The organism is Aeromonas sp. S11(2024) (assembly GCF_041402345.1).
GTDB lineage: Bacteria > Pseudomonadota > Gammaproteobacteria > Enterobacterales > Aeromonadaceae > Aeromonas > Aeromonas veronii.
Map to the genome: position 1 here is coordinate 95,776 of NZ_JBGLRC010000002.1, position 19,073 is coordinate 114,848.

Sequence of the window (19,073 nt, forward strand, 5' to 3'; positions counted from 1 at the left end):
TAATTTTCAGTGAGTAATCTCACATTACCCGCCAAATACCCCGCCTTGAAATCCTTGTGATTCGTCTGGAATTATCAGATCACCGCTGTGGTCACCGCAGCATTTCGGATTACCTATTTCTATCCGAATAGATAAATGCCAATAATTCTCATTAAAAAATTACAATAAAAAACTTAAAATTTTTTTCGCGAGTACCTAAAAAGAGAGGTGATTCGCATTTTATTGAAAGAAAACTACGTACAATCCAGAAGTTAAAGTACTCGTAGCTAGGTGTTCAACTGCTCAGTAACACCAAAAAATGACGATAATAACGACATTTTCATCCAGGGATTTGGGTGTTTTATAGAAAAATAACCAATAAAAAGGGAATAAAACCTAGCAGTTTGACTTGCATCAAGCCTGAATTTTTTTCATAGAGCAAAATCGTGCCCAGCAAATCTATCCCTAAGGAGGCAGATGTGGATATTATCAAGACCGATGTGGCCATCATCGGTGCTGGCGGTACCGGCTTACGCGCCGCTATCGCTATAGCCGAATCACAGCCAGACCTGGACATCGCCCTGATTTCCAAGGTTTACCCGATGCGCAGCCACACGGTTGCTGCCGAAGGCGGCGCCGCCGGTGTCGTCCGTGATGACGACTCCCTCGAAAACCACTTCAACGACACCGTCTCCGGTGGTGACTGGCTGTGCGAGCAGGACGTAGTGGAATACTTCGTCAACAACGCGACCAAAGAGATGATCCAGCTGGAGCACTGGGGTTGCCCCTGGAGCCGCAAGCCGGATGGTAAAGCCAACGTGCGTCCGTTTGGTGGCATGAAGGTTCCGCGTACCTGGTTCGCCGCAGACAAGTCCGGTTTCCATATTCTGCACACCCTGTTCCAGACCTCCGTCAAATACCCGAGCATCAAGCGCTTCGACGAGCATTTCTGCCTTGATCTGATCGTGGACGACGGCCGTGTCCAGGGCGTACTGACCTTCGACATCCAGAACGGTATCACCCGCTTCATCCAGGCCAAATCCGTGATCGTGGCAACCGGCGGTGCTGGCCGTGTCTATCGCTACAACACCAACGGTGGCATCGTCACCGGCGACGGCATGGCACTGGCCTACCGTCACGGCGTACCGCTGCGTGATATGGAGTTCGTCCAGTATCACCCGACCGGTCTGCCGGGCACCGGCATCCTGATGACCGAAGGTTGTCGTGGTGAGGGTGGCGTCCTGCTGAACAAGGATGGCTACCGCTACCTGCAAGACTACGGCTTGGGCCCGGAAACCCCGATCGGCCAGCCGAAGAGCAAATACATGGAGCTGGGTCCGCGCGACCGCGTTTCCCAGGCATTCTGGCAAGAGCAGCAGAAAGGCCGCGTCATTCAGGGCCCGATGGGCGATGTGGTTCACCTCGACCTGCGTCACCTTGGCGAGAAGTACCTGAAAGAGCGTCTGCCGTTCATCTGCGAACTGGCCAAAGCCTACGTCAACGTGGATCCGGCCAAAGAGCCTATCCCGGTACGTCCGACTGCCCACTACACCATGGGTGGTATCGAGACTGACAACAAGTGTGCCACCCGTCTGCCCGGCCTCTACGCCGCGGGCGAATGTGCCTCCGTCGGTCTGCACGGTGCCAACCGTCTGGGTTCCAACTCCCTGTCCGAGATCGTGGTATTCGGCAAGCTGGCCGGTGAGCAGGCAGGTGAATTTGCCAAGACTCAGAAGCATGGCAACACCGAAGCGCTGGCCGCCAAGGCCGAGGCGCTCATCAAGCAGCACCTCTCCCTGATGGACGTAGACGGTACTGAAAACCCGGCAGACATCCGCAACGAACTGGGCATGTCCATGGAAGCCGGTGTCGGTATCTACCGTACCGAAGAGCTGATGCAGGGCACCATCGACAAGATCAACGAGCTGAAAGCCCGTTACAAGAAGGTCAAGATCAACGACAAGTCCTCTGTCTTCAACACCGATCTGCTGTACGCCATCGAACTGGGTTACATGCTGGACGTGGCTGAAGCCATGGCGCACTCCGCCATCAATCGTAAAGAGTCCCGCGGTTCCCACCAGCGTCTGGATGGTTACGAAGAGCGCGATGACGTGAACTTCCTCAAGCACACGCTCTCGTTCTACCAAAATGGCGAAACGCCCTCCATCGATTACTCCGATGTGAAGATCACTAAGTCCCAGCCGGCAAAACGCGTGTACGGCTCCGAGGGTGAGAAACAAGACGAGGCTAAGAAGAATGGCTGAGATGATTGAAATTGAGATCCTGCGCTACCGTCCGGAACAGGATAACGAGCCCTGGATGCAAACCTTCCAGGTGCCATACCAGAGAGAGATGTCTCTGCTGGACGCCCTGCAGTACATCAAGGATCACCTGGACTCTACCCTGAGCTTCCGCTGGTCCTGCCGAATGGCGATCTGCGGCTCTTGCGGCATGATGGTCAACGGTGTGCCCAAGCTGGGTTGCAAGGCGTTCCTGCGCGACTATCTGCCGGGCAAGATGACCGTCGAGCCGCTCAACAACTTCCCGATCGAGCGCGATCTGGTGGTCGACATGTCCGACTTCATCGAGAAGCTGGAGAGCATCAAGCCGTACATCATCCCGAGCGAGCCGCGCAGCCTGTGTGATGGCGAGTACATCCAAACTCCGGCCCAGATGGCGCAGTACAAGCAGTTCTCCCAGTGCATCAACTGTGGTCTCTGCTACGCGGCCTGCCCGCAGTACGGCATCAACAAGAAGTTCACCGGCCCGGCGGCACTGGCTCTGGCCTATCGCTACAACGTCGACAACCGTGATGCTGGCGCCAAAGAGCGTATGCGCATCATCAGCCAGGACGAAGGCGTCTGGGGCTGTACCTTCGTGGGCTACTGCTCCGAAGTGTGCCCGAAGGGCGTCGATCCGGCGGCGGCCATCCAGCTTGGCAAGGTCGAAAGCGCCAAGGACTACATGATCGCCATGTTCAAGCCAGATTGAGAGCAGGATTGAGACCATGAACAACACTGATAGCAAACGTAAACCTTACGTCCGCGAAATGAAGAAAGACTGGTGGCTGAAGAACGCCTTCTACACCGGTTACATGATCCGTGAAGGCACCAGTATCTTCGTCTCCATCTACGCCGTTGTGCTGATGTGGGGCCTGATGCGCCTGGTTCAGGGTCAGGAAGCGTTCAACGGCTGGCTGGAATCCCTGCAAAGCCCGATCGCCATCCTGTTCCATGTCGTCGCTCTGGCGGCTTGCCTGTTCCATGCCAAAACCTGGTTCGCCCTGGCGCCGAAAGCCATGCGTATCTTCCGTGGTGAAGACCTGGTACCGGAGAAGCCGATCGTTCTCGCCCAGTATGTGGCGCTGGCGGTGGTGTCCCTGCTTGTCCTGATCATCGTGGCCTGAGGAGAAAACAATGAGACGTTCTGACGAACCAATTTACTGGGGTCTGTTTGGTGCGGGTGGCATGGTCGTTGCCATGCTGCTGCCGGTCATTGTCCTCATCACCGGTCTGCTGGTGCCCATGGGCATCATGGACGTGGAAACCATGAGCTATGACCGCGTGCACGCGTTCGCCAGCTCCTGGTGGGGTGCCTGCATCCTGCTGGTGATCATCGCCCTGCCAGTCTGGCACGGTATGCACCGTATCTACCACGGTCTGCACGATCTGGGGATCCACACCACCAAGCTGCACCACTATGTGTTCTATGGCTTTGCCTTCCTGGTATCTGCCATTACCGTCGGCCTGCTGATGGTGCTGGTACTCCAGTAATCACATCTGACTGATTGACCAAACCGGGCCAAGTGCCCGGTTTTTTTTTGCCCCGCTATCCCGCCCCTGCTTTTTATTCACTCAAACAATTCGATAAAAACCAGATTATCGTCCAAGCATATGGCGATCACAGTCACATAACCCCAATACATTCGTCATTTGTAGCAAACCATTTTGACCACCATCAATTTAGTGACATCCATATCAATTATAATTATTCAGATTAAATAATTATTCATATGGAGCTAGCTAATGACAGACAAAACACGCTCGGTGAGCATAGGCAGTTACCTGGCACTGGCCTTCGCCGTGGTCTTCTTCTCCGGACTGTTGCAATCCGGCGAGTGGTACGGGGTATTCGATTTCACCACGCTGAACGGTTCGTTCGGTACCATGGTCCAGAGCGTCAGCGAGAATGGTGACGGCATCAAGACCGCCATGACCGACATGCGCGGCAAAGGGGGCAACGGCGCTCGCGATGGCTTTTTGTTTGCCCTGACCCTGATCCCCACCGTGATGTTTGCCCTCGGTATGATCAATGTGCTGGAGCACTACGGCGCGCTGGAAGCGGCCCGCAAGTTGCTGACCCCGCTGCTGCGTCCACTTATGGGGATCCCCGGTAATACCGGTCTGGCGCTGATCGCCTCCCTGCAGAGCACAGATGCTGGTGCCGCCATGACCCGTCAGCTCAAGGATGAAGGGCTCATCACCAAGCGTGAAACCGATGTGTTCACCATGTTCCAGTTCTCCGCTGGTGCCACCATCGTCAACTTCTTCTCCTCCGGCGCCGTGCTGTTCACCCTGACGCTGGCGGATGGCAGCCCTGCGGTCAGCTCCTCCATCGGTCTGGCAGTCATAGTGATGTTCGCCTTCAAATTTGTCGGGGCCAACCTGTTCCGGGTCTACCTCAATATGAGCGAAGGCAAGCAGACCGATAACAACACCCAGCAGACCCTCAACACTCAGGAGCAAGCCAAATGAGCCAGGCCAACATCAAGAAACCCATCGTCACCGATATCTTCGTCGAAGGGGCCAAGAAGGGCTGGGTCATCGCCACCACCTCCACCGTACCCAACGTACTGATGGCCTTCGTCATCATCAAGGCGCTGCAGATCACCGGCGCGCTGGATGCCATGGGCGCCATCTTCTCCCCCGTCATGGCCATCTTCGGCCTGCCCGGTGAGGCGGCAGCCGTGTTGATCGGCGCCTGGATGTCGATGGGGGGCGCAGTCGGTGTGGTCATCACCCTGTTCGATCAGGGGATCCTCAACGGCACCCACATCGCCATTCTGGCGCCAGCCATCTACCTGATGGGCTCACAGGTGCAGTACATGGGCCGCATCCTCGGCTGCATCGGCACCGAAGGGCGTTACATCCCCATCATGGTCGCCATCTCGGTACTCAACGCCTTCGGCGCCATGCTGGTGATGAACATCCTTCTCTGACCCGAACCTGATAGTGGAGCAAGCAATGACTTTTTCTCTGGATCAATACCTGACCGAACTGGCCCCGCTGATCAATCTGGATTGCGGATCCCTGCACCAGCCGGGCATTGCGGCAGTGGCCGACCTGATGGCGGCCAAATATGAGGCGATGGGCGGCTGGCAGATCAAGCGGGTCGACTGCGGCGCCGCCGGTGTGGGACTGGAGATCCGCAACCAGCCTGATGCGGCACAGATCGATGTAATGCTGATCGGCCATATGGATACCGTCTTCCCCCTCGGCACCGCCGCCGCCCGCCCGATGAGCGTAGATGGTGAGCGCGCTTACGGCCCCGGTGTCTCCGACATGAAATCCGGCCTGCTCAACATCGTCTATGCCCTGCGTGAACTGCCCCGCGAGGTGCGCGATCGCCTGAGCATCTGCGTCTGCATGAACCCGGATGAGGAGATCGGCTCCCTCCACTCCAGCGACTGGCTGGCAACGGTGGCCAAACAGGCAAAACAGGTGCTGGTGGCCGAAGCGGCCCGCGCCGATGGCTCGCTGGTCAAGGCGCGCAAGGGGATGGCCCGTTATCGCATCGACTTCACCGGCAAGGCTGCTCACGCGGGCAACGAACCACAGAAGGGGCGCAGCGCCATCACCGAGCTGGGCCACTGGATCCTGGCTATCAACGCCCTGACCAACTTCGAGAGCGGCACCACCCTCAACATCGGCATTGTCGAGGGGGGCAACGGCGCCAACATAGTGCCGGCCCATGCCAGCGCCGTGGTGGATGTCCGCTTCTGGGACAATCAGGAGTACCACCAGATCAACGATCATCTGCTGACCCTGGCCGAGCGGCCGCATCTGAACGGCGTCACCATCCAGCTGACCCGCGAGGCCCACAAACCGGCCATGGTGCCGTCTGAGGGTACTCAGGCACTGATGCAGCTGGTGGAGGAGTGTGGCGCCGAACTGGGGCTGCCGATCAGCTGGCAGGAGGTGGGGGGCGGCTCCGATGCCAACCTGACCGCCGCCCTCGGCATCCCCACTCTGGATGGTCTGGGCCCCATCGGTGCCGGTTTCCACAGTGACGAGGAGTATCTGGATCTGGCCAGCATTGCCCCGCGCATCGAGCTGCTGGTGAAGGTACTGACCCGTCTGGCGGCCTGACAAGCTCTCACGTAAAAAAGGGCCAGCCGGTTTGCACCGGCTGGCCCTCTGTTTATCTGCTCCCCAGAATGACAGCACCCCTTCGCTATTACTCCATCGGCGGCAAGAAGCGGCGCATCACCTCATCCGTATGCCCCCCTTCCTGAAATGCCACCAGCGACTGATTGAGGATGTTCACCAGCTGGTGACCGCGGGGGGAGCCCTTGCTCACCAGCAGATAGAATCCCTTGCGGCTGGGCAGGGCGAGATTGAGCAACCCGCTCTCGCTGCGGTAGATGCCAAGGCTGATGCCTGCCACCAGAGGTTCGATTTCACTTGGCAGAAAGTCGCAGCGATCCCGCTCCAGCATATCGAGCGCCTGCTGCAACTGCTTGACCCGGCGTGGCTCCTGCGCAAGCCCGTAGGGTGTGTAGTTGTAGCCAATCACCCCGCACACCCGGGAGCGATTGACCGTCTGCAGATCCGGCGGTTCGGGGTAGCGGCGCTTGAGATAGAAGAAACCGAGGTGGGTGTAGTAGAGGGGAACGCTGTAGAAGGCAAACTCGGCCCGCTCCGGCTTGTAGCTGGCATCCCAGGTCAGCTCGCACAGACCATTCTGGCGATAATCCGCCAGCTCCTGCTGCACCCGCGCCCAGGGCAGATAGCGGATCTGGTGCGAGAGCCCGCTCTGTTGCAATGCATCGAGCACCAGCGTCGTCGCCGAACCGGTCAGGCGGCTGGTATCGGGCACACCGTCCTTGCGCTCCCAGTAGGTAAAGGGGGCCCACTCGTTGCCCTCCCCCAGACAGATCTTCACTGGCGGCTCTTGCCCCCATAGCGCGGGGGACAAGATAGCCATCGCCAATCCCGCCCACCATGTTCCCGCTCGTGTCATCTCCCGCTCCCGGACTGTTTATCACTCTTGCAGCTTAGCCCAGAAGGGATAGAGCTCACTTTGCAGGGGCGCTTTCATGCCACAACGCCAGCAAATTGGCCGGAATGGCACCATAACGGAGCTGCGGCGTCTGGTGCCAGTCAGCCAGCTTTTGCAGGGCTTTCGCCAGATCCTGTGCAAGCGTACGGGTCACTCTCACACCGGCTTCCAGATAGAGGCTCTTGATCTCGAAGATCCCCTGCTGGCGATGGGCCTTGGCATCCATTCTGCCCACCAGCTTGCCGCGATGGAGCAAGGGCAACACGAAGTAGCCGTATTGGCGCTTGGGGGCCGGGGTATAGCACTCGATGCGATAGTCGAAGTTGAACAGTTCACTGGCCCGTTTGCGATCCCACACCAGCGGGTCGAACGGCGACAAGGCGGTGGTATGGGTTGCCTTGAGGGTGCCCGCCTGTGCCCTTGCCAGCTCATCGGCCAGCGAGGCGTGCACAAAAGCGCCGTGCTGCCCCCCCTCCACCCGTACCGGCAACAGCTCCCCTTCGTCCGCCAGCTGATGGAGCAGGTCATCGTATTTGCCGCGCCGCAGCCGGTAGTAGTCCGCAACCCAACCGGTTTTGACAAGCCCCAGCGCCCGGCAGCTGGCGCGCACCATATCCCGCTGCGCCTGCTCGACGCTCGGCAGATCCCGCTGGTCATCCCATTCGGGGATGACCCGCTCGGCCAGGTCATAGACACGCTGAAAGTTGCGCCGCTCCCGCACCATCAGCTGACCGGTGGTAAACAATACCTCCAGATGGCGCTTCTCCGGTTTCCAGTCCCACCAGCCATTCCCCTTGCCGGTTGTGCGTTCAAAGTCAGCCGCCCGCACCGGGCCATGCTGGCGAATGCGCTCGATCAGCTGGCCAATCTCCTGCTGATGGGTGGCGAGCCAGTTGGCCGAAAACTTCCAGCCCATGGCGACGGGGTCGAGCATCCGATGGCGCAACAGCCGGTAATCTTCGCGGGGCACAAAGCAGGCCTCGTGGGCCCAATATTCGAAGATCTCGCCGTCGGCCAACAGCAGCTCCAGCCAACGCGGTTCATACTGGCCAAGCCGGCTAAAGAGCACCAGATAGGGGCTGCGCGCCACCACCGAGATGGTATCGATCTGCAGCAGCGCCATGCGGCGGATGGTAGCCAGCAGATCGGCCGGGGTCGCCTTGCTGCGACGGGGGGCAAGCAGCCCTTGCGCCGCCAGTTGCAGATGACGGGCATCTTGCAGTGACAAATGGGTAATCGACATCAACAACCGCTCCCTGGTATCTGACCATCGCGCGCCCGGCGGATGGCCAACAAAACCGGGGGAGACACCACGCTGGCATGCCTCCCCACCCTTTTTTGCCTGTGCCGCTATGAGTGGGCCAGGGGCAAGACCAGCTGATTCACCACCAGCATGATCTCTTGATAAGTGGCCTCTACCGTCTCGGGGGTCGGCTCCAGAATCAGGTCATCGGCATAGCCGTTGATGAGGGAGGTGATCTGACGCGCCAGTCGCCGGGCATCGCCCGCCACAAACTCGCCGCTGTCGCTCCCCTTTTGCAGGATCTGCTCCAGCACCTCGCGCCAGGCCAGAATGATTTTGCGGTAGCTCTCGGCAAACACAGGGTCGCGCAGTGACTCGTTCCAGGCATCGAGGTAGATGGCCCAGGAGGCATCCTGACTGGTCGGCAGGTTGTCCCGCACAAAGAGCGGCAACGCTTCGCGAGCCGGCAGCGGCAATAGCCACTCTCGCTGCTCGGCGATCTCCTGATAGGTGAAACGCTCCACGGCGCAGAGACAGAGCTCCTTCCAATCCTTGAAGTAGTGGTAGACGTGGCTGCGCGCCAGACCGGTGCGCTCGGCAATATCACGGGTTGACGATGCCGCCATACCCTTCTCTCGAAACAGGGCCAGTACGGCCTCGATGATCATCTCTTTGCGCTGTTCTGCTGATGGGCGTGCCATCTGACCTCCTGCGATATCAATCGATCTGCTTGACTTTGAGCAGTCGCTCAAACAAACTTTGAGCACTCGCTCAAAATTAGCGTTTCCGACATCTTAGGAGATAACCCATGACAACACCAACCACTTCGGCAGCCAGTTGCGACGAGCAGGCCACGCCGTTGCCACACTCGGCCGGTCGTTCGCTGGGGGCGATTGCACGGGCCAATCCCCTCAAGCTGGCGGGCACCTTCTCGCTGGTGGCCCTCGAAAACATCCTGCTGGTGGTCTATCCCCTGTTTGCCGGCTTTGCCATCGACGCCATCGTCAAGGGCCAGTGGTGGCAGGCTTCAAGCTACGCCCTGATCGTGCTGCTGTTCTGGCTCATCGGTGCCCTGCGCCGGGCGGTCGATACCCGCACCTTTACCCATATCTATGCGGCACTGGCGGTGCCGGTGATCCTGACCCAGCGCCAGCAGCAGGAGGGGCAATCCACCATAGTGGCGCGGGTCACTCTGGCGCGGGAGTTTGTCGACTTCTTCGAGAAACATATCCCGATCCTGGCCACCAGCCTGATCTCCATCGTCGGGGCGGCCGTGATGCTGATGGTGATCGAGTTCTGGGTCGGCATCGCCTGCATGGGGGTATTGCTGCTGTTCGGCCTGCTGCTGCCCGGCTTTTCGCGCAAGAACCAGCTGCTGCACGAGCGGCTCAACGATCGACTGGAGCACGAGGTCAAGCTGGTCACCCATGCCCAGTCAGCCAACCTCGCCCGCCACTACCGCGCGCTGGCCTGGATCCGCATCCGGATTTCGGATCGGGAGGCGCTCGCTTTTCTGGCGGTCGGCATCAGCGCCTCCCTGCTGTTCCTGCTGGCCATCACCATGCTGATGGCCCAATCCCAGGTCTCGGCAGGCCATGTCTATGCTGTGATGACCTACCTCTGGAACTTTGTCACCAGCCTGGATGAGGGGCCCGGTCTTGCCGATCAGCTGGCCCGGCTGCGAGATATCGGCCGCCGGGTCAATACCGCCCAACCCGATGAAATGATTTGATATTTTGTATCTGTAACCGGAGTAGAAGATGAATCCGACCACCCTTTGCCAACGAGCGTTGACCATGTGCATCAGCTGTTTTTTCCTCGCCGCCTGCGGCCCCAAGATGAGCGACTTTGAGCCCAACACCAGCTACTGGTTCAAGGAGAAACCGGCAGAGGAGAGTGCCCCGCTGGCGCAAGACATGAAGGTGGATATCGCCATCATAGGTGGCGGCTACAGCGGCCTCTCCAGCGCCTGGCATCTGGCCAAGGCCAACCCGTCGCTCAAGATCGCCATCTTCGAAGCCAAGCAGGTGGGCAGCGGCGCCTCGGGGCGCAACGGCGGCATGGTATTGCCGGGCTCAGAGGTGATGGATCTCTATGAGGAGGGGGAAGCGAGCAAACGTCACTACGATCTCACCGTCGCCAGCATGCGCAAGCTGCAGGCGCTGGTGGCCTCAACCGGCGTCGAGGCCGACCTCAAGCTCGATGGCTATGTGGAGGCGATCCTCGATGAGGAGGATATCGCCGAGTACCGCGACTATGTAAAAACCGCCAATCGCCTCGGCATCCCGCTCCAGTACTGGAACGCCGATACTACAGAGGAAAAACTGGGCACCGACCGCTACGTGGGGGCGGTCTACGACCCCAATGGCGGTCAGGTACACGCAATGAAACTGGTCAATGCCCTGCGCAAGGCGGTGGAGCAGGCGGGCGTCGCCATCTATGAGCAGAGCCCGGTAATGGGGATCAAGGAGGGCAAGCAGATCGAGCTCAATGTAGCCGACAAGTACAAGGTGACCGCCGACAGCATAGTGCTGGCGACCAACGGCTATACCTCAAAACTTGGCTACTTCAGCGGGCGGGTCTTTCCGGTACACGCCCAGAGCGCCGTCACCGAGCCGCTTACCAAAAAACAGCTGGCCGCCATCCAGTGGCAGAGTCGGGTGCCCTACTACGACACCCGCAACATCTTGTTCCATCTGGTGTTGACCCCGGATAACCGCATCGTCATCGGTGGTGGCAATGCAGAGTACGTCTTCAACGATGGCCTCAACTACAAGGGCGATCTCAAACGGGTCAGCGAGATGATGATGACCGAGCTGGTGACCCTCTATCCGGCCCTCAAGGGGATCAAGTTTGAACAGGTATGGGACGGGGTACTCGGCATGACCGGCGACAGCACCGAAGCGGTGGGGGTAATGGGGGAGCACAAGAACATCTACTACGCCCTCGGCTACAACGGCCACGGCATCAACCTCTCCTTCCTGTTTGGCGACATCGTGGCCAGCCTCTATCAAGGCAAGGAGCATCCCTGGTTCAACCACGCAGAGCAGACGCTGCCAATGTGGCTGCCGCCAGAGCCGTTCAAGTCAATCGGCGTCAAATCTGCCCTGATGTACTACCAGTGGCAGGACAAGGGCTACAAGGAGTAGCGCCGGGCGAACCCGACGAGTAACAGACGAAGGCACGCCTCAGGGCGTGCCTTTCTGCAATACCGCCACATCGGCGTGGGGGAAGCTGAGTTCAGCCTGCCAGTTGGCGGCCAGCACCTGAAACGATGCCTCGGCAAAGAAGACAATGTGGGTCGGGTCGTGGCGATAGCGCCAGTTTTTAAACCGCTCGTCACTGAGCACCCGCTGGGTCTGCAGCACCAGCAGGCCACCGGGCTTGAGGCAATCCCACAACTGCGCCAGCACCGTGCGCGGCTCGGCGATATGCTCGATCACCTCGGTACTGGTGATGAAGTCATACTGACGCGTCAGCAACTCGGGAAAATCGGCGTAGAACTTGTCATACCCCGCCATCTGGTAACCCGCCTCACGCCCCATCGCCACCAGCGCTGGGCCCGGGCCACAGCCAAAATCGAGGCCACTGGCTGGGGTTGGCACCCGACTCAGTACCTCGCCAAATGCCCGCATCAGAAAGGTGCGATAACGGGGATCATCAACCTGGTTGTCATGACCGTCATAGACCGCCTTCTCCGCCGCCTCATCCAGATGATCCGCCTGATCCAGCCAGACCAGCTCGCACGCGAGGCAGCGATGATAGCGTTTGCCCGCCACCGGCAGGGGATAACTGCGATGGCTGGCACACAGGGGGCAGCAGACGGTGGATGGCATGGCGGTTCCTCTTGGGGGATTCCTGTTGGATAACAGCGGCGCAGATTGCCTGCCCGCCGCGTCGCTGACAACTTTTTTTGCTCCTTAAGGGTTTCTTAAGTTTGCCCTTTTACTCTCAAACCATCGCAAGAGAAGGAGTCACCCATGACCATCGAGATCCAGGCCCCCTACCGATTGCTGCTAGCCAAGTCCCCGCAGCAGGTCATGGCGCTGCAAACCTATATCCAGGCCGCCTACACCCTCGAGTTCAACGCCCGCATCCCCCATTTTCTCCCCTGTCTGCTGGGGCTATATCGGGCGGACGGGACGCTGGTCGGTGCCTGTGGTCTCAATCATGCCAGTGAAGGGCCTCTCTATCTGGAACAGTATCTGGAGCAACCCATCGAGGCCGCCATCAATACCCGCCTCGGGGTCTATCCGGCACGCAATCGCATTATCGAAGTGGGCAATCTGGCCTGCAGCGAACCGGGCAATGCCCGCCTGATGTTCGCGGCCCTGTGTCGTCTGCTGTGTGAAAACGCCCTCGACTACGTGGTCTTTACCGGCACTGCCAAGCTGCGCAACAGCTTTGCCCGCCTGCAACTCAATCCGGTGGAGCTGGCCCCCGCACAGGCCTATCAGGTGGGAGCCGACGCCGATGCCTGGGGTGAGTACTACCGTTGCCAACCCAAGGTGATGGTGGGCGACATCAATCAGGGGCGCGAGGTGCTGGCCCAGAGCAGCCTGCTGCTCAATCTGCTGGCCCCCATGCCTACCCTGTTTGACGATGCCGGCAAGAGCAGTGATAACCAACCCCATCAAAAAAGGTGCGCCCAATGAGCCTGTTCGACGCCATCGCCAAACATGCCCACGAGGATCCGCAATCCCCTGCGCTGCTGAGCAGCCAGCAGCGTCTCGATTACCAGACCCTGTGGCAACAGATCCAGCGTCTGGCCAGCCAGCTGCAACAGCTCGACATCAGCCGTCTGGCGCTGCAACTGGACAACGGCCTGCCCTGGGCGCTGCTGGATCTCGCCTGCACCCGCGCCGGTATCTTGGTGATCCCTGTGCCCCACTTCTTCAGTCAGGCCCAGCAGGCCTGGTTGCTGGAGAGCAGCGGCGCCGATGCGCTGGTCGGCCCATATCATCAGGGGTGGCATGCCGCCGAACCGATCTCGCTGATCACCGGCGAGCTACCGCTCTGGCGCCATACCCCGGCCAATCGACCGGCGCTGTCCAAGGGCACAGCCAAGATCACCTACACCTCCGGCACCACGGGTCAGCCCAAGGGCGTCTGCCTGTCACTGACCCAGATGATGGCGGTGAGCCATGCGCTGGCCGAGCGAGTCGCGCCAGCCAAGGTGGAAAAACACCTGACCCTGCTGCCGCTGGCCACCCTGCTTGAGAACATCACCGGCCTCTATGTGCCGCTGCTGACTGGCGCCTGCAGCCGCATTCCGTCCCTCGGGGAGCTCGGTTTCACCGGATCCAGTTCGCTCAATCCAGCCATGCTGGGGGAAGCCCTGCTGCGCTGGTCGACCCACAGTCTGGTGCTGGTGCCCGAACTGCTGCGCCTGCTGCTGGCGCTCTGCACCAGCACACCGACGCTGGCCCAGCAGCTCAAGAGCCTGCGCTTTATTGCCGTCGGTGGCGGCAAAGTAGCACCCGACCTGATCAAACATGCCCGCCAGCTCGGACTGCCGGTATACGAAGGTTATGGCCTCTCGGAGTGTGGCTCCGTGGTGGCGCTCAACAGCCTGGATGCTGACAAGCCCGGCAGCGTCGGCCGCCCCCTGCCCCACTGTCAGGTCACCATCGCCAGCGACGGCGAAATTATGGTGAGCGGCAGCGCCATGCTGGGCTATCTCGGCAGCAGCGAACCTTCTGCCATGCAGATCGCCACAGGCGATCTGGGTCATCTCGATGATGAGGGCTACCTCCATATCACCGGGCGCAAGAAGAATGTCCAGATCACCGCCTTTGGCCGCAACTTCTCCCCCGAGTGGGTGGAGGCCGAAGCACAGCTCTGCCCCGCCATCGCCCGCATCGTGGTGTTTGGCGATGGTCAACCCGCCAACGTGGCGCTGATCCAGCCCCTGCCGGGCAAAGAGGCGGATCTGCCACGCCAGATCGCAGGTCTGAACCAGCGGCTGCCCGATTATGCCCGGCTGCACCACTGGTTGCCGGTGGCACTCGACCAGCATCCCGGCCTGCTGACCGCCAACGGGCGCCCCCGTCGCAACGAGATTTACCAACACTTTTCCCGGCAAATCAGCCAATGCCTTACAGGAGAATCGTCATGAGCTTCTATCAGACTCTGCAACAAGCCACAGCCCAGGAGCGTGAGCATCTGTTCAACGCCCCCATTATCGAAGCCTGTCGCCGTGGCGACATCAGCCGTGACACCTATCTCGCCTTTCTGGCGCAGGCCTACTACCACGTGCGCCACACAGTTCCGCTCCTGATGGCAACCGGCGGCAAGCTGGGTCAGGAGTACGAGTGGGTGCGCGGCGCCATTGCCGAGTACATCGACGAGGAGTATGGCCATCAGGAGTGGATCCTCAACGATATCCGCGCCTGTGGCGGTGATGCCGAGGCGGTGCGCCACGGCCAGCCCGGGCTGCCCATCGAGCTGATGGTCGCCTTCCTCTACGACCAGATCCAGCGCGGCAACCCCATGGGCTTCTTCGGCATGGTGCAGGTGCTGGAAGGCACCAGCGTGGCCATCGCCCTCACTGTCGCCGACCAGCTGAAAAAGGGTCTCGGCCTGCCCCCCCAGGCGATGAGCTACCTTAGCTCCCACGGCGCCCTGGATCAGGAGCACCTCAAATTCTTTGAGTCCCTGATGGATCGGGTCGAGAGTCCGGCGGATCAGGCCGCCATCATTCACGGGGCCAAGGTGGTCTACCGCCTCTATGGCGAGATGCTCTACAACCTCACCGCCACACCGTAAGTCGGCAGCAGATCAGCAGACAGCAAAAAGGGAATCCATACCATGAACCTTGAAGGGAAACTCGTGCTGCTCACCGGCGCCAGCGGTGGCATAGGTGAAGAGCTGGCGCAGGAGCTGGCCGCCCAGGGGGCACACCTGCTACTGCACGGACGTCGCGGCCCCGCACTGGAGCGGCTGTGCAAGTCACTGCCTCATCCCGAGCGCCATCAGGTGGTGCTCGCCGACCTCGGCTCTGCGCAGGAGCGGGCCAAGCTGTTGCAACACCCGGCGCTGGAGGACGGACTCGACATCCTGATCAACAACGCTGGCTGCAACCAGTTTGCCTGGCTGGAAGATCAGAGCTTCGAGCAGGTGGAGCGCCAGCTGCTGCTCAATATCGAGGCGCCCATCCAGCTCACCCGTGCCCTGCTGCCAACCATGCGCAAGCCGGGGATCATCATGAACATGGGGTCGAGCCTGGGCAGCATCGGCTACCCCGGTTACAGCGTCTACTGCGCCAGCAAATTTGCCCTGCGCGGCTTTAGCGAAGCGCTGGGACGGGAGCTGGAGGGGAGCGGCATCAAGGTGCTGCACTTTGCCCCCCGCGCCACCCGCACCAAGCTCAATTCTGAGGCCGCTTACGAGATGAATGCGGCGCTCGGCACCCAGACCGACAGCCCGCAGCAAGTCGCCGAAGAGGCAGTCATCGCCCTGTGCAACGAAACCCGCCGCAGCTGGCTCGGCTGGCCGGAAAAACTGTTCGTGCGGCTCAACGCCCTGCTGCCCGGCATCGTCGACAAGGTGTTGGCCAGACAGCTGCCGATCATCAAACGTTATGCCCGTCATCTTCAGCCAGGGACGGCTGATGCCGGCGCAAACAGTGCGCCACAACCAGACTTGTCCCGCCCGATCCCGACCAAGAAGGAGCATTAATATGAACTTTTTCCGTCAATCAGTGACCTCTTGTTCCATCGCCATCCTGCTGGGGTCCTCCTCGGTCATGGCCGCGGGTGATGCCCTCGTCCCCATCCAGCAACAGTGGGCCGTCTGCCAGTATCAACAGACCGGCAAGGCGAAAGAGAGCTGCCTCGAAACCCTGAGCACCCAGGCCGAAGCGGCCAGTGCCAAGGAGCCCTTTCGCGCCGATCTGCTGATCTGGTCGGCCATCGTCAAGAGCACCTGGGCTGGCGCCAAGGGCGGGCTGGGAGCGCTGGGGCTGGTGAAAGAGGCCAAAGCCAAGCTGGAGCTGGCGCTCAAGCAGGACCCCAAGGCGCTGGACGGCTCTGCCTACACCAGTCTGGGCTCCCTCTACTATCAGGTGCCCGGGTGGCCGGTCGGCTTTGGCGATGACGAAAAGGCAGAGCAGCTGCTCAAGCAGGCGCTGGCCATCAATCCGGATGGCATCGACCCCAACTTCTTCTACGGTGACTTCCTGCTGGATCAGGGTCGCAAGGCCGAGGCCAAAACCTACCTCGACAAGGCGCTGGCCGCCCCGGCCCGCCCGGGCCGCGAAGTGGCCGATGAAGGGCGCAGAATGGAGATCCGCGAACGGCTGGCCAAGCTATAAAATCCTGATGGATCAAAGAACTATTTAAACTCTGCCCACCAGCTTGCATACTGGTGGGCAGGGTTGTTTATGCCACGGCACACCCTGGCGCTGAGCCAGATCGCGACACCCAACAAACAGGGAGAAAAGAATGCGGATCCTGCTGGTGGAAGATGATGTGATGCTGGGGGATGGTATGCAGGATGCACTGCGCCATAGCGGCTACACGGTGGACTGGCTGCAACAGGGGTTGCCCGCTCTGGCAGCCCTCAAGAGCGACGAGTTCGCCGCCCTGATCCTCGATCTCAACCTGCCCGACATCGATGGCCTCAGCCTGCTGCGCAAGTTGCGGCGTGAAGGACACCAACTGCCTGTGCTGATCCTCACCGCCCGCGATGCGCTGGACGATCGGGTGGTCGGCCTCGATGCCGGCTCCGACGACTACATGGTCAAGCCCTTCGCCCTGCAGGAGCTCAACGCCCGCCTGCGCGCCCTCGTTCGCCGCAGCAAGGGGCAGGCGCAAGCGGTGCTGGAGTATGGCGACATCCTCATCTATCCAGAATCCCAGCAGGTCACCTATCAGGGGGAGGCGGTCAAACTCACCCCCCACGAATACAAGCTTCTGCAGGAGCTGATCAGCCAGAGCGGCCGGGTGCTGAGCAAGGATCAGCTGCAACAGAGCCTCTACGGCTGGGATGAAGGGGCCGAGAGCAACGCGGTAGAGGTGCATATCCACCATCTGCGCAAGAAGTTCTACAGCGACCTCATCCGCAATATTCGCGGGGTCGGCTACATCATTCCCCAGCTCGAACAGCCAAGCCGGACACCCGCACGATGAAACGTCCGCGCTCCATTCGCCGCTTTCTGCTCACCGGTATCCTGACGCTGGTGAGCCTGAGTCTCACCATCAGCGCCTTTATCGGCTACATGGAGGCGAGCCACGAAATGGAGGAGCTGTTTGATGCCCGCCTCGCCCAGTCGGCCCGCATCACCAACCAGCTGCTGGCCCGCTATATGGCCCAGCAGGGGCAGTTGCCCGCCAATGGCACCGTCTATCAGGAGTGGGAGGCGCAGAACCCCGATGAGTGGCAAAAAGATCCCAGCCTCAACCTGACCGGCGAAGATCGGGAGATCACCCCCTACGGCCACGAGTTCGAACGCAATCTCTACTTCCAGCTGCTCGATGAAAAGGGCGGCTTGCTGCTGCGCGCCCCCAGCGCCCCGGAGCAGCCGCTGGTCACCCTGGCTATCGGCTTCGACACGGTCGAAAAAGATAATCACCAGTGGCGCACCTTCACCCTCTACAACCAGCAGGAACAGACCTGGCTGGTGGTGGCAGAACGGGACGACGAGCGCAGCGAACTGGCCAGCAAGATGGCCACCCTCACCATGCTGCCGCTGCTGATCACCCTGCCTTTCCTGCTGGCCCTGCTCTGGTGGCTCATCACCCGCGGGCTGGCCCCCCTGCGCCAGCTGGCCCAGGCCATCAGCGAGCGTCACCCCGCCAACCTGAGCCCGCTCAGCCTCAAGATAAGCGCGCAGGAGCTGACCCCCCTCACCAACGAGATCAACCGGCTGATGCAGGCGCTGGCGGAGACCATAGAGCGGGAGAAACAGTTCACCAACGAGGCGGCCCATGAGCTGCGCACCCCGCTGGCAGTGCTGCGGATCCACAGTGAAAATGCCCTAGCTGCCGAAGATGAAGTGAGCCGCCAGCAATCCCTGCACAAGATGCTGCAAGCCCTAGACCGCAGCGATCGGCTGATCCGCCAACTGCTGACCCAGGCCCGTATCGACAACCAGCAGGGACTGGTACTGACCGAGCTGGAGATAGGCCACCTGCTGCAAGGCACCCTCGCGACCCTGGCACCCATCGCGCTCAAGAAGGATCAGCAGCTGTCGCTGGAATGTGAATTGCCGCAGCTGGTGATGGGGCAGGCCACCCTGCTCGAGCTGCTGTTCAGCAATCTCATCGACAATGCGCTGCGCTACACCCAGCCAGAGGGCGAGATCAGGGTGCGGGTTCAGCGAGAGGGCAACCGGGTGAGGGTGGATGTGAGCGACAATGGCCCCGGCATTCCCGCCAGTGCCTTGCCCCGGCTGTATGAACGCTTCTTTCGGGTCAATCCCCAGCAGGGGGATGGCGTGGGGCTCGGCATGGCCATCGTCTCGCGCATCGCCCAACTGCACGGCGCCGACCTCGATGTCCACAACCGGCCGGAAGGGGGGCTGGAGGTGAGCGTGTTACTCCCGCTGCCGCCGGCAAGATAAGCGATA

General features: G+C 60.5%; 20 protein-coding genes. 16 read left to right on the top strand and 4 right to left on the bottom strand.

Annotated elements, in window-relative coordinates; genetic code table 11:
* Positions 1-458: 458 nt before the first annotated feature.
* The 7 genes from frdA (at position 459) to ACB040_RS02285 (ending at position 6,347) form a co-directional block, all read left to right on the top strand.
* The gene (gene frdA, locus ACB040_RS02255; protein WP_005362288.1) at positions 459-2,243 is read left to right on the top strand and encodes a fumarate reductase (quinol) flavoprotein subunit; all 1,785 of its coding nucleotides are present in this window, start codon (positions 459-461) and stop codon (positions 2,241-2,243) included.
* A complete protein-coding gene (locus ACB040_RS02260; protein ID WP_005335057.1) occupies positions 2,236-2,970 on the top strand; it encodes a succinate dehydrogenase/fumarate reductase iron-sulfur subunit in 735 nt (244 codons plus the stop codon). Before frdA ends, ACB040_RS02260 begins: the two co-directional genes overlap by 8 nt.
* Before the next feature lie 16 nt (positions 2,971-2,986).
* Positions 2,987-3,385: a hypothetical protein gene (locus ACB040_RS02265; protein WP_005335058.1), complete on the top strand. Its 399-nt coding sequence runs from the start codon at positions 2,987-2,989 to the stop codon at positions 3,383-3,385.
* A 10-nt stretch (positions 3,386-3,395) separates the two neighbouring features.
* Positions 3,396-3,752 carry a fumarate reductase subunit FrdD gene (gene frdD, locus ACB040_RS02270; protein ID WP_040066869.1) on the top strand — a complete coding sequence of 119 codons (357 nt, stop codon included), beginning with the start codon at positions 3,396-3,398 and terminating at the stop codon, positions 3,750-3,752.
* A 252-nt stretch (positions 3,753-4,004) separates the two neighbouring features.
* Positions 4,005-4,733, top strand: a complete 729-nt coding sequence (locus tag ACB040_RS02275) for a nucleoside recognition domain-containing protein (RefSeq protein WP_005335061.1) — start codon at positions 4,005-4,007, stop codon at positions 4,731-4,733.
* Positions 4,730-5,197: a YjiG family protein gene (locus tag ACB040_RS02280; RefSeq protein ID WP_005335063.1), complete on the top strand. Its 468-nt coding sequence runs from the start codon at positions 4,730-4,732 to the stop codon at positions 5,195-5,197. Before ACB040_RS02275 ends, ACB040_RS02280 begins: the two co-directional genes overlap by 4 nt.
* A 25-nt stretch (positions 5,198-5,222) precedes the next feature.
* Positions 5,223-6,347: a M20 family metallopeptidase gene (locus ACB040_RS02285; protein WP_319920067.1), complete on the top strand. Its 1,125-nt coding sequence runs from the start codon at positions 5,223-5,225 to the stop codon at positions 6,345-6,347.
* Between the two features lie 88 nt (positions 6,348-6,435).
* On the opposite strand, the gene ACB040_RS02290 is transcribed toward ACB040_RS02285, so the two are convergent.
* The 3 genes from ACB040_RS02290 to ACB040_RS02300 form a co-directional block, all read right to left on the bottom strand.
* Positions 6,436-7,221, bottom strand: a complete 786-nt coding sequence (locus ACB040_RS02290; protein ID WP_371153084.1) for a substrate-binding periplasmic protein — start codon at positions 7,219-7,221, stop codon at positions 6,436-6,438.
* Between the two features lie 55 nt (positions 7,222-7,276).
* Positions 7,277-8,503 carry a winged helix-turn-helix domain-containing protein gene (locus ACB040_RS02295; RefSeq protein ID WP_371153085.1) on the bottom strand — a complete coding sequence of 409 codons (1,227 nt, stop codon included), beginning with the start codon at positions 8,501-8,503 and terminating at the stop codon, positions 7,277-7,279.
* 107 nt (positions 8,504-8,610) lie between these two features.
* Positions 8,611-9,204: a TetR/AcrR family transcriptional regulator gene (locus ACB040_RS02300; RefSeq protein ID WP_371153086.1), complete on the bottom strand. Its 594-nt coding sequence runs from the start codon at positions 9,202-9,204 to the stop codon at positions 8,611-8,613.
* Between the two features lie 107 nt (positions 9,205-9,311).
* Between ACB040_RS02300 and ACB040_RS02305 the strand changes: the two genes are divergently transcribed.
* Together ACB040_RS02305 and ACB040_RS02310 are read left to right on the top strand one after the other, a co-directional pair.
* On the top strand, positions 9,312-10,235 hold the full coding sequence (locus tag ACB040_RS02305; protein ID WP_338772280.1) for an ABC transporter six-transmembrane domain-containing protein: 924 nt from the start codon (positions 9,312-9,314) through the stop codon (positions 10,233-10,235).
* 28 nt (positions 10,236-10,263) lie between these two features.
* Complete coding sequence (locus ACB040_RS02310; protein ID WP_338772281.1) at positions 10,264-11,652, top strand: FAD-binding oxidoreductase; 1,389 nt, start codon at positions 10,264-10,266, stop codon at positions 11,650-11,652.
* Between the two features lie 39 nt (positions 11,653-11,691).
* On the opposite strand, the gene ACB040_RS02315 is transcribed toward ACB040_RS02310, so the two are convergent.
* Positions 11,692-12,339, bottom strand: a complete 648-nt coding sequence (locus ACB040_RS02315; RefSeq protein WP_258721187.1) for a class I SAM-dependent methyltransferase — start codon at positions 12,337-12,339, stop codon at positions 11,692-11,694.
* A gap of 144 nt (positions 12,340-12,483) precedes the next feature.
* Between ACB040_RS02315 and ACB040_RS02320 the strand changes: the two genes are divergently transcribed.
* The 7 genes from ACB040_RS02320 to ACB040_RS02350 all read left to right on the top strand — a co-directional run bounded on the left by ACB040_RS02320 (position 12,484) and on the right by ACB040_RS02350 (position 19,067).
* Entirely contained in the window at positions 12,484-13,158 is a 675-nt protein-coding gene (locus ACB040_RS02320; RefSeq protein ID WP_123172523.1) for a thermostable hemolysin, read from the top strand.
* On the top strand, positions 13,155-14,621 hold the full coding sequence (locus ACB040_RS02325; RefSeq protein WP_371153087.1) for an AMP-dependent synthetase/ligase: 1,467 nt from the start codon (positions 13,155-13,157) through the stop codon (positions 14,619-14,621). Before ACB040_RS02320 ends, ACB040_RS02325 begins: the two co-directional genes overlap by 4 nt.
* Positions 14,618-15,271, top strand: a complete 654-nt coding sequence (locus ACB040_RS02330) for a TenA family transcriptional regulator (protein ID WP_100645292.1) — start codon at positions 14,618-14,620, stop codon at positions 15,269-15,271. Before ACB040_RS02325 ends, ACB040_RS02330 begins: the two co-directional genes overlap by 4 nt.
* Before the next feature lie 42 nt (positions 15,272-15,313).
* Positions 15,314-16,183 carry an SDR family oxidoreductase gene (locus tag ACB040_RS02335; protein WP_371153088.1) on the top strand — a complete coding sequence of 290 codons (870 nt, stop codon included), beginning with the start codon at positions 15,314-15,316 and terminating at the stop codon, positions 16,181-16,183.
* A 1-nt stretch (position 16,184) separates the two neighbouring features.
* A complete protein-coding gene (locus ACB040_RS02340) occupies positions 16,185-16,817 on the top strand; it encodes a tetratricopeptide repeat protein (protein ID WP_371153089.1) in 633 nt (210 codons plus the stop codon).
* Positions 16,818-16,947: 130 nt separating this feature from the next.
* Entirely contained in the window at positions 16,948-17,634 is a 687-nt protein-coding gene (locus ACB040_RS02345) for a response regulator (RefSeq protein ID WP_005335091.1), read from the top strand.
* Positions 17,631-19,067, top strand: coding sequence for an ATP-binding protein (locus tag ACB040_RS02350; RefSeq protein WP_371153090.1), 1,437 nt, complete (start codon positions 17,631-17,633; stop codon positions 19,065-19,067). Before ACB040_RS02345 ends, ACB040_RS02350 begins: the two co-directional genes overlap by 4 nt.
* Positions 19,068-19,073 lie beyond the last annotated feature (6 nt).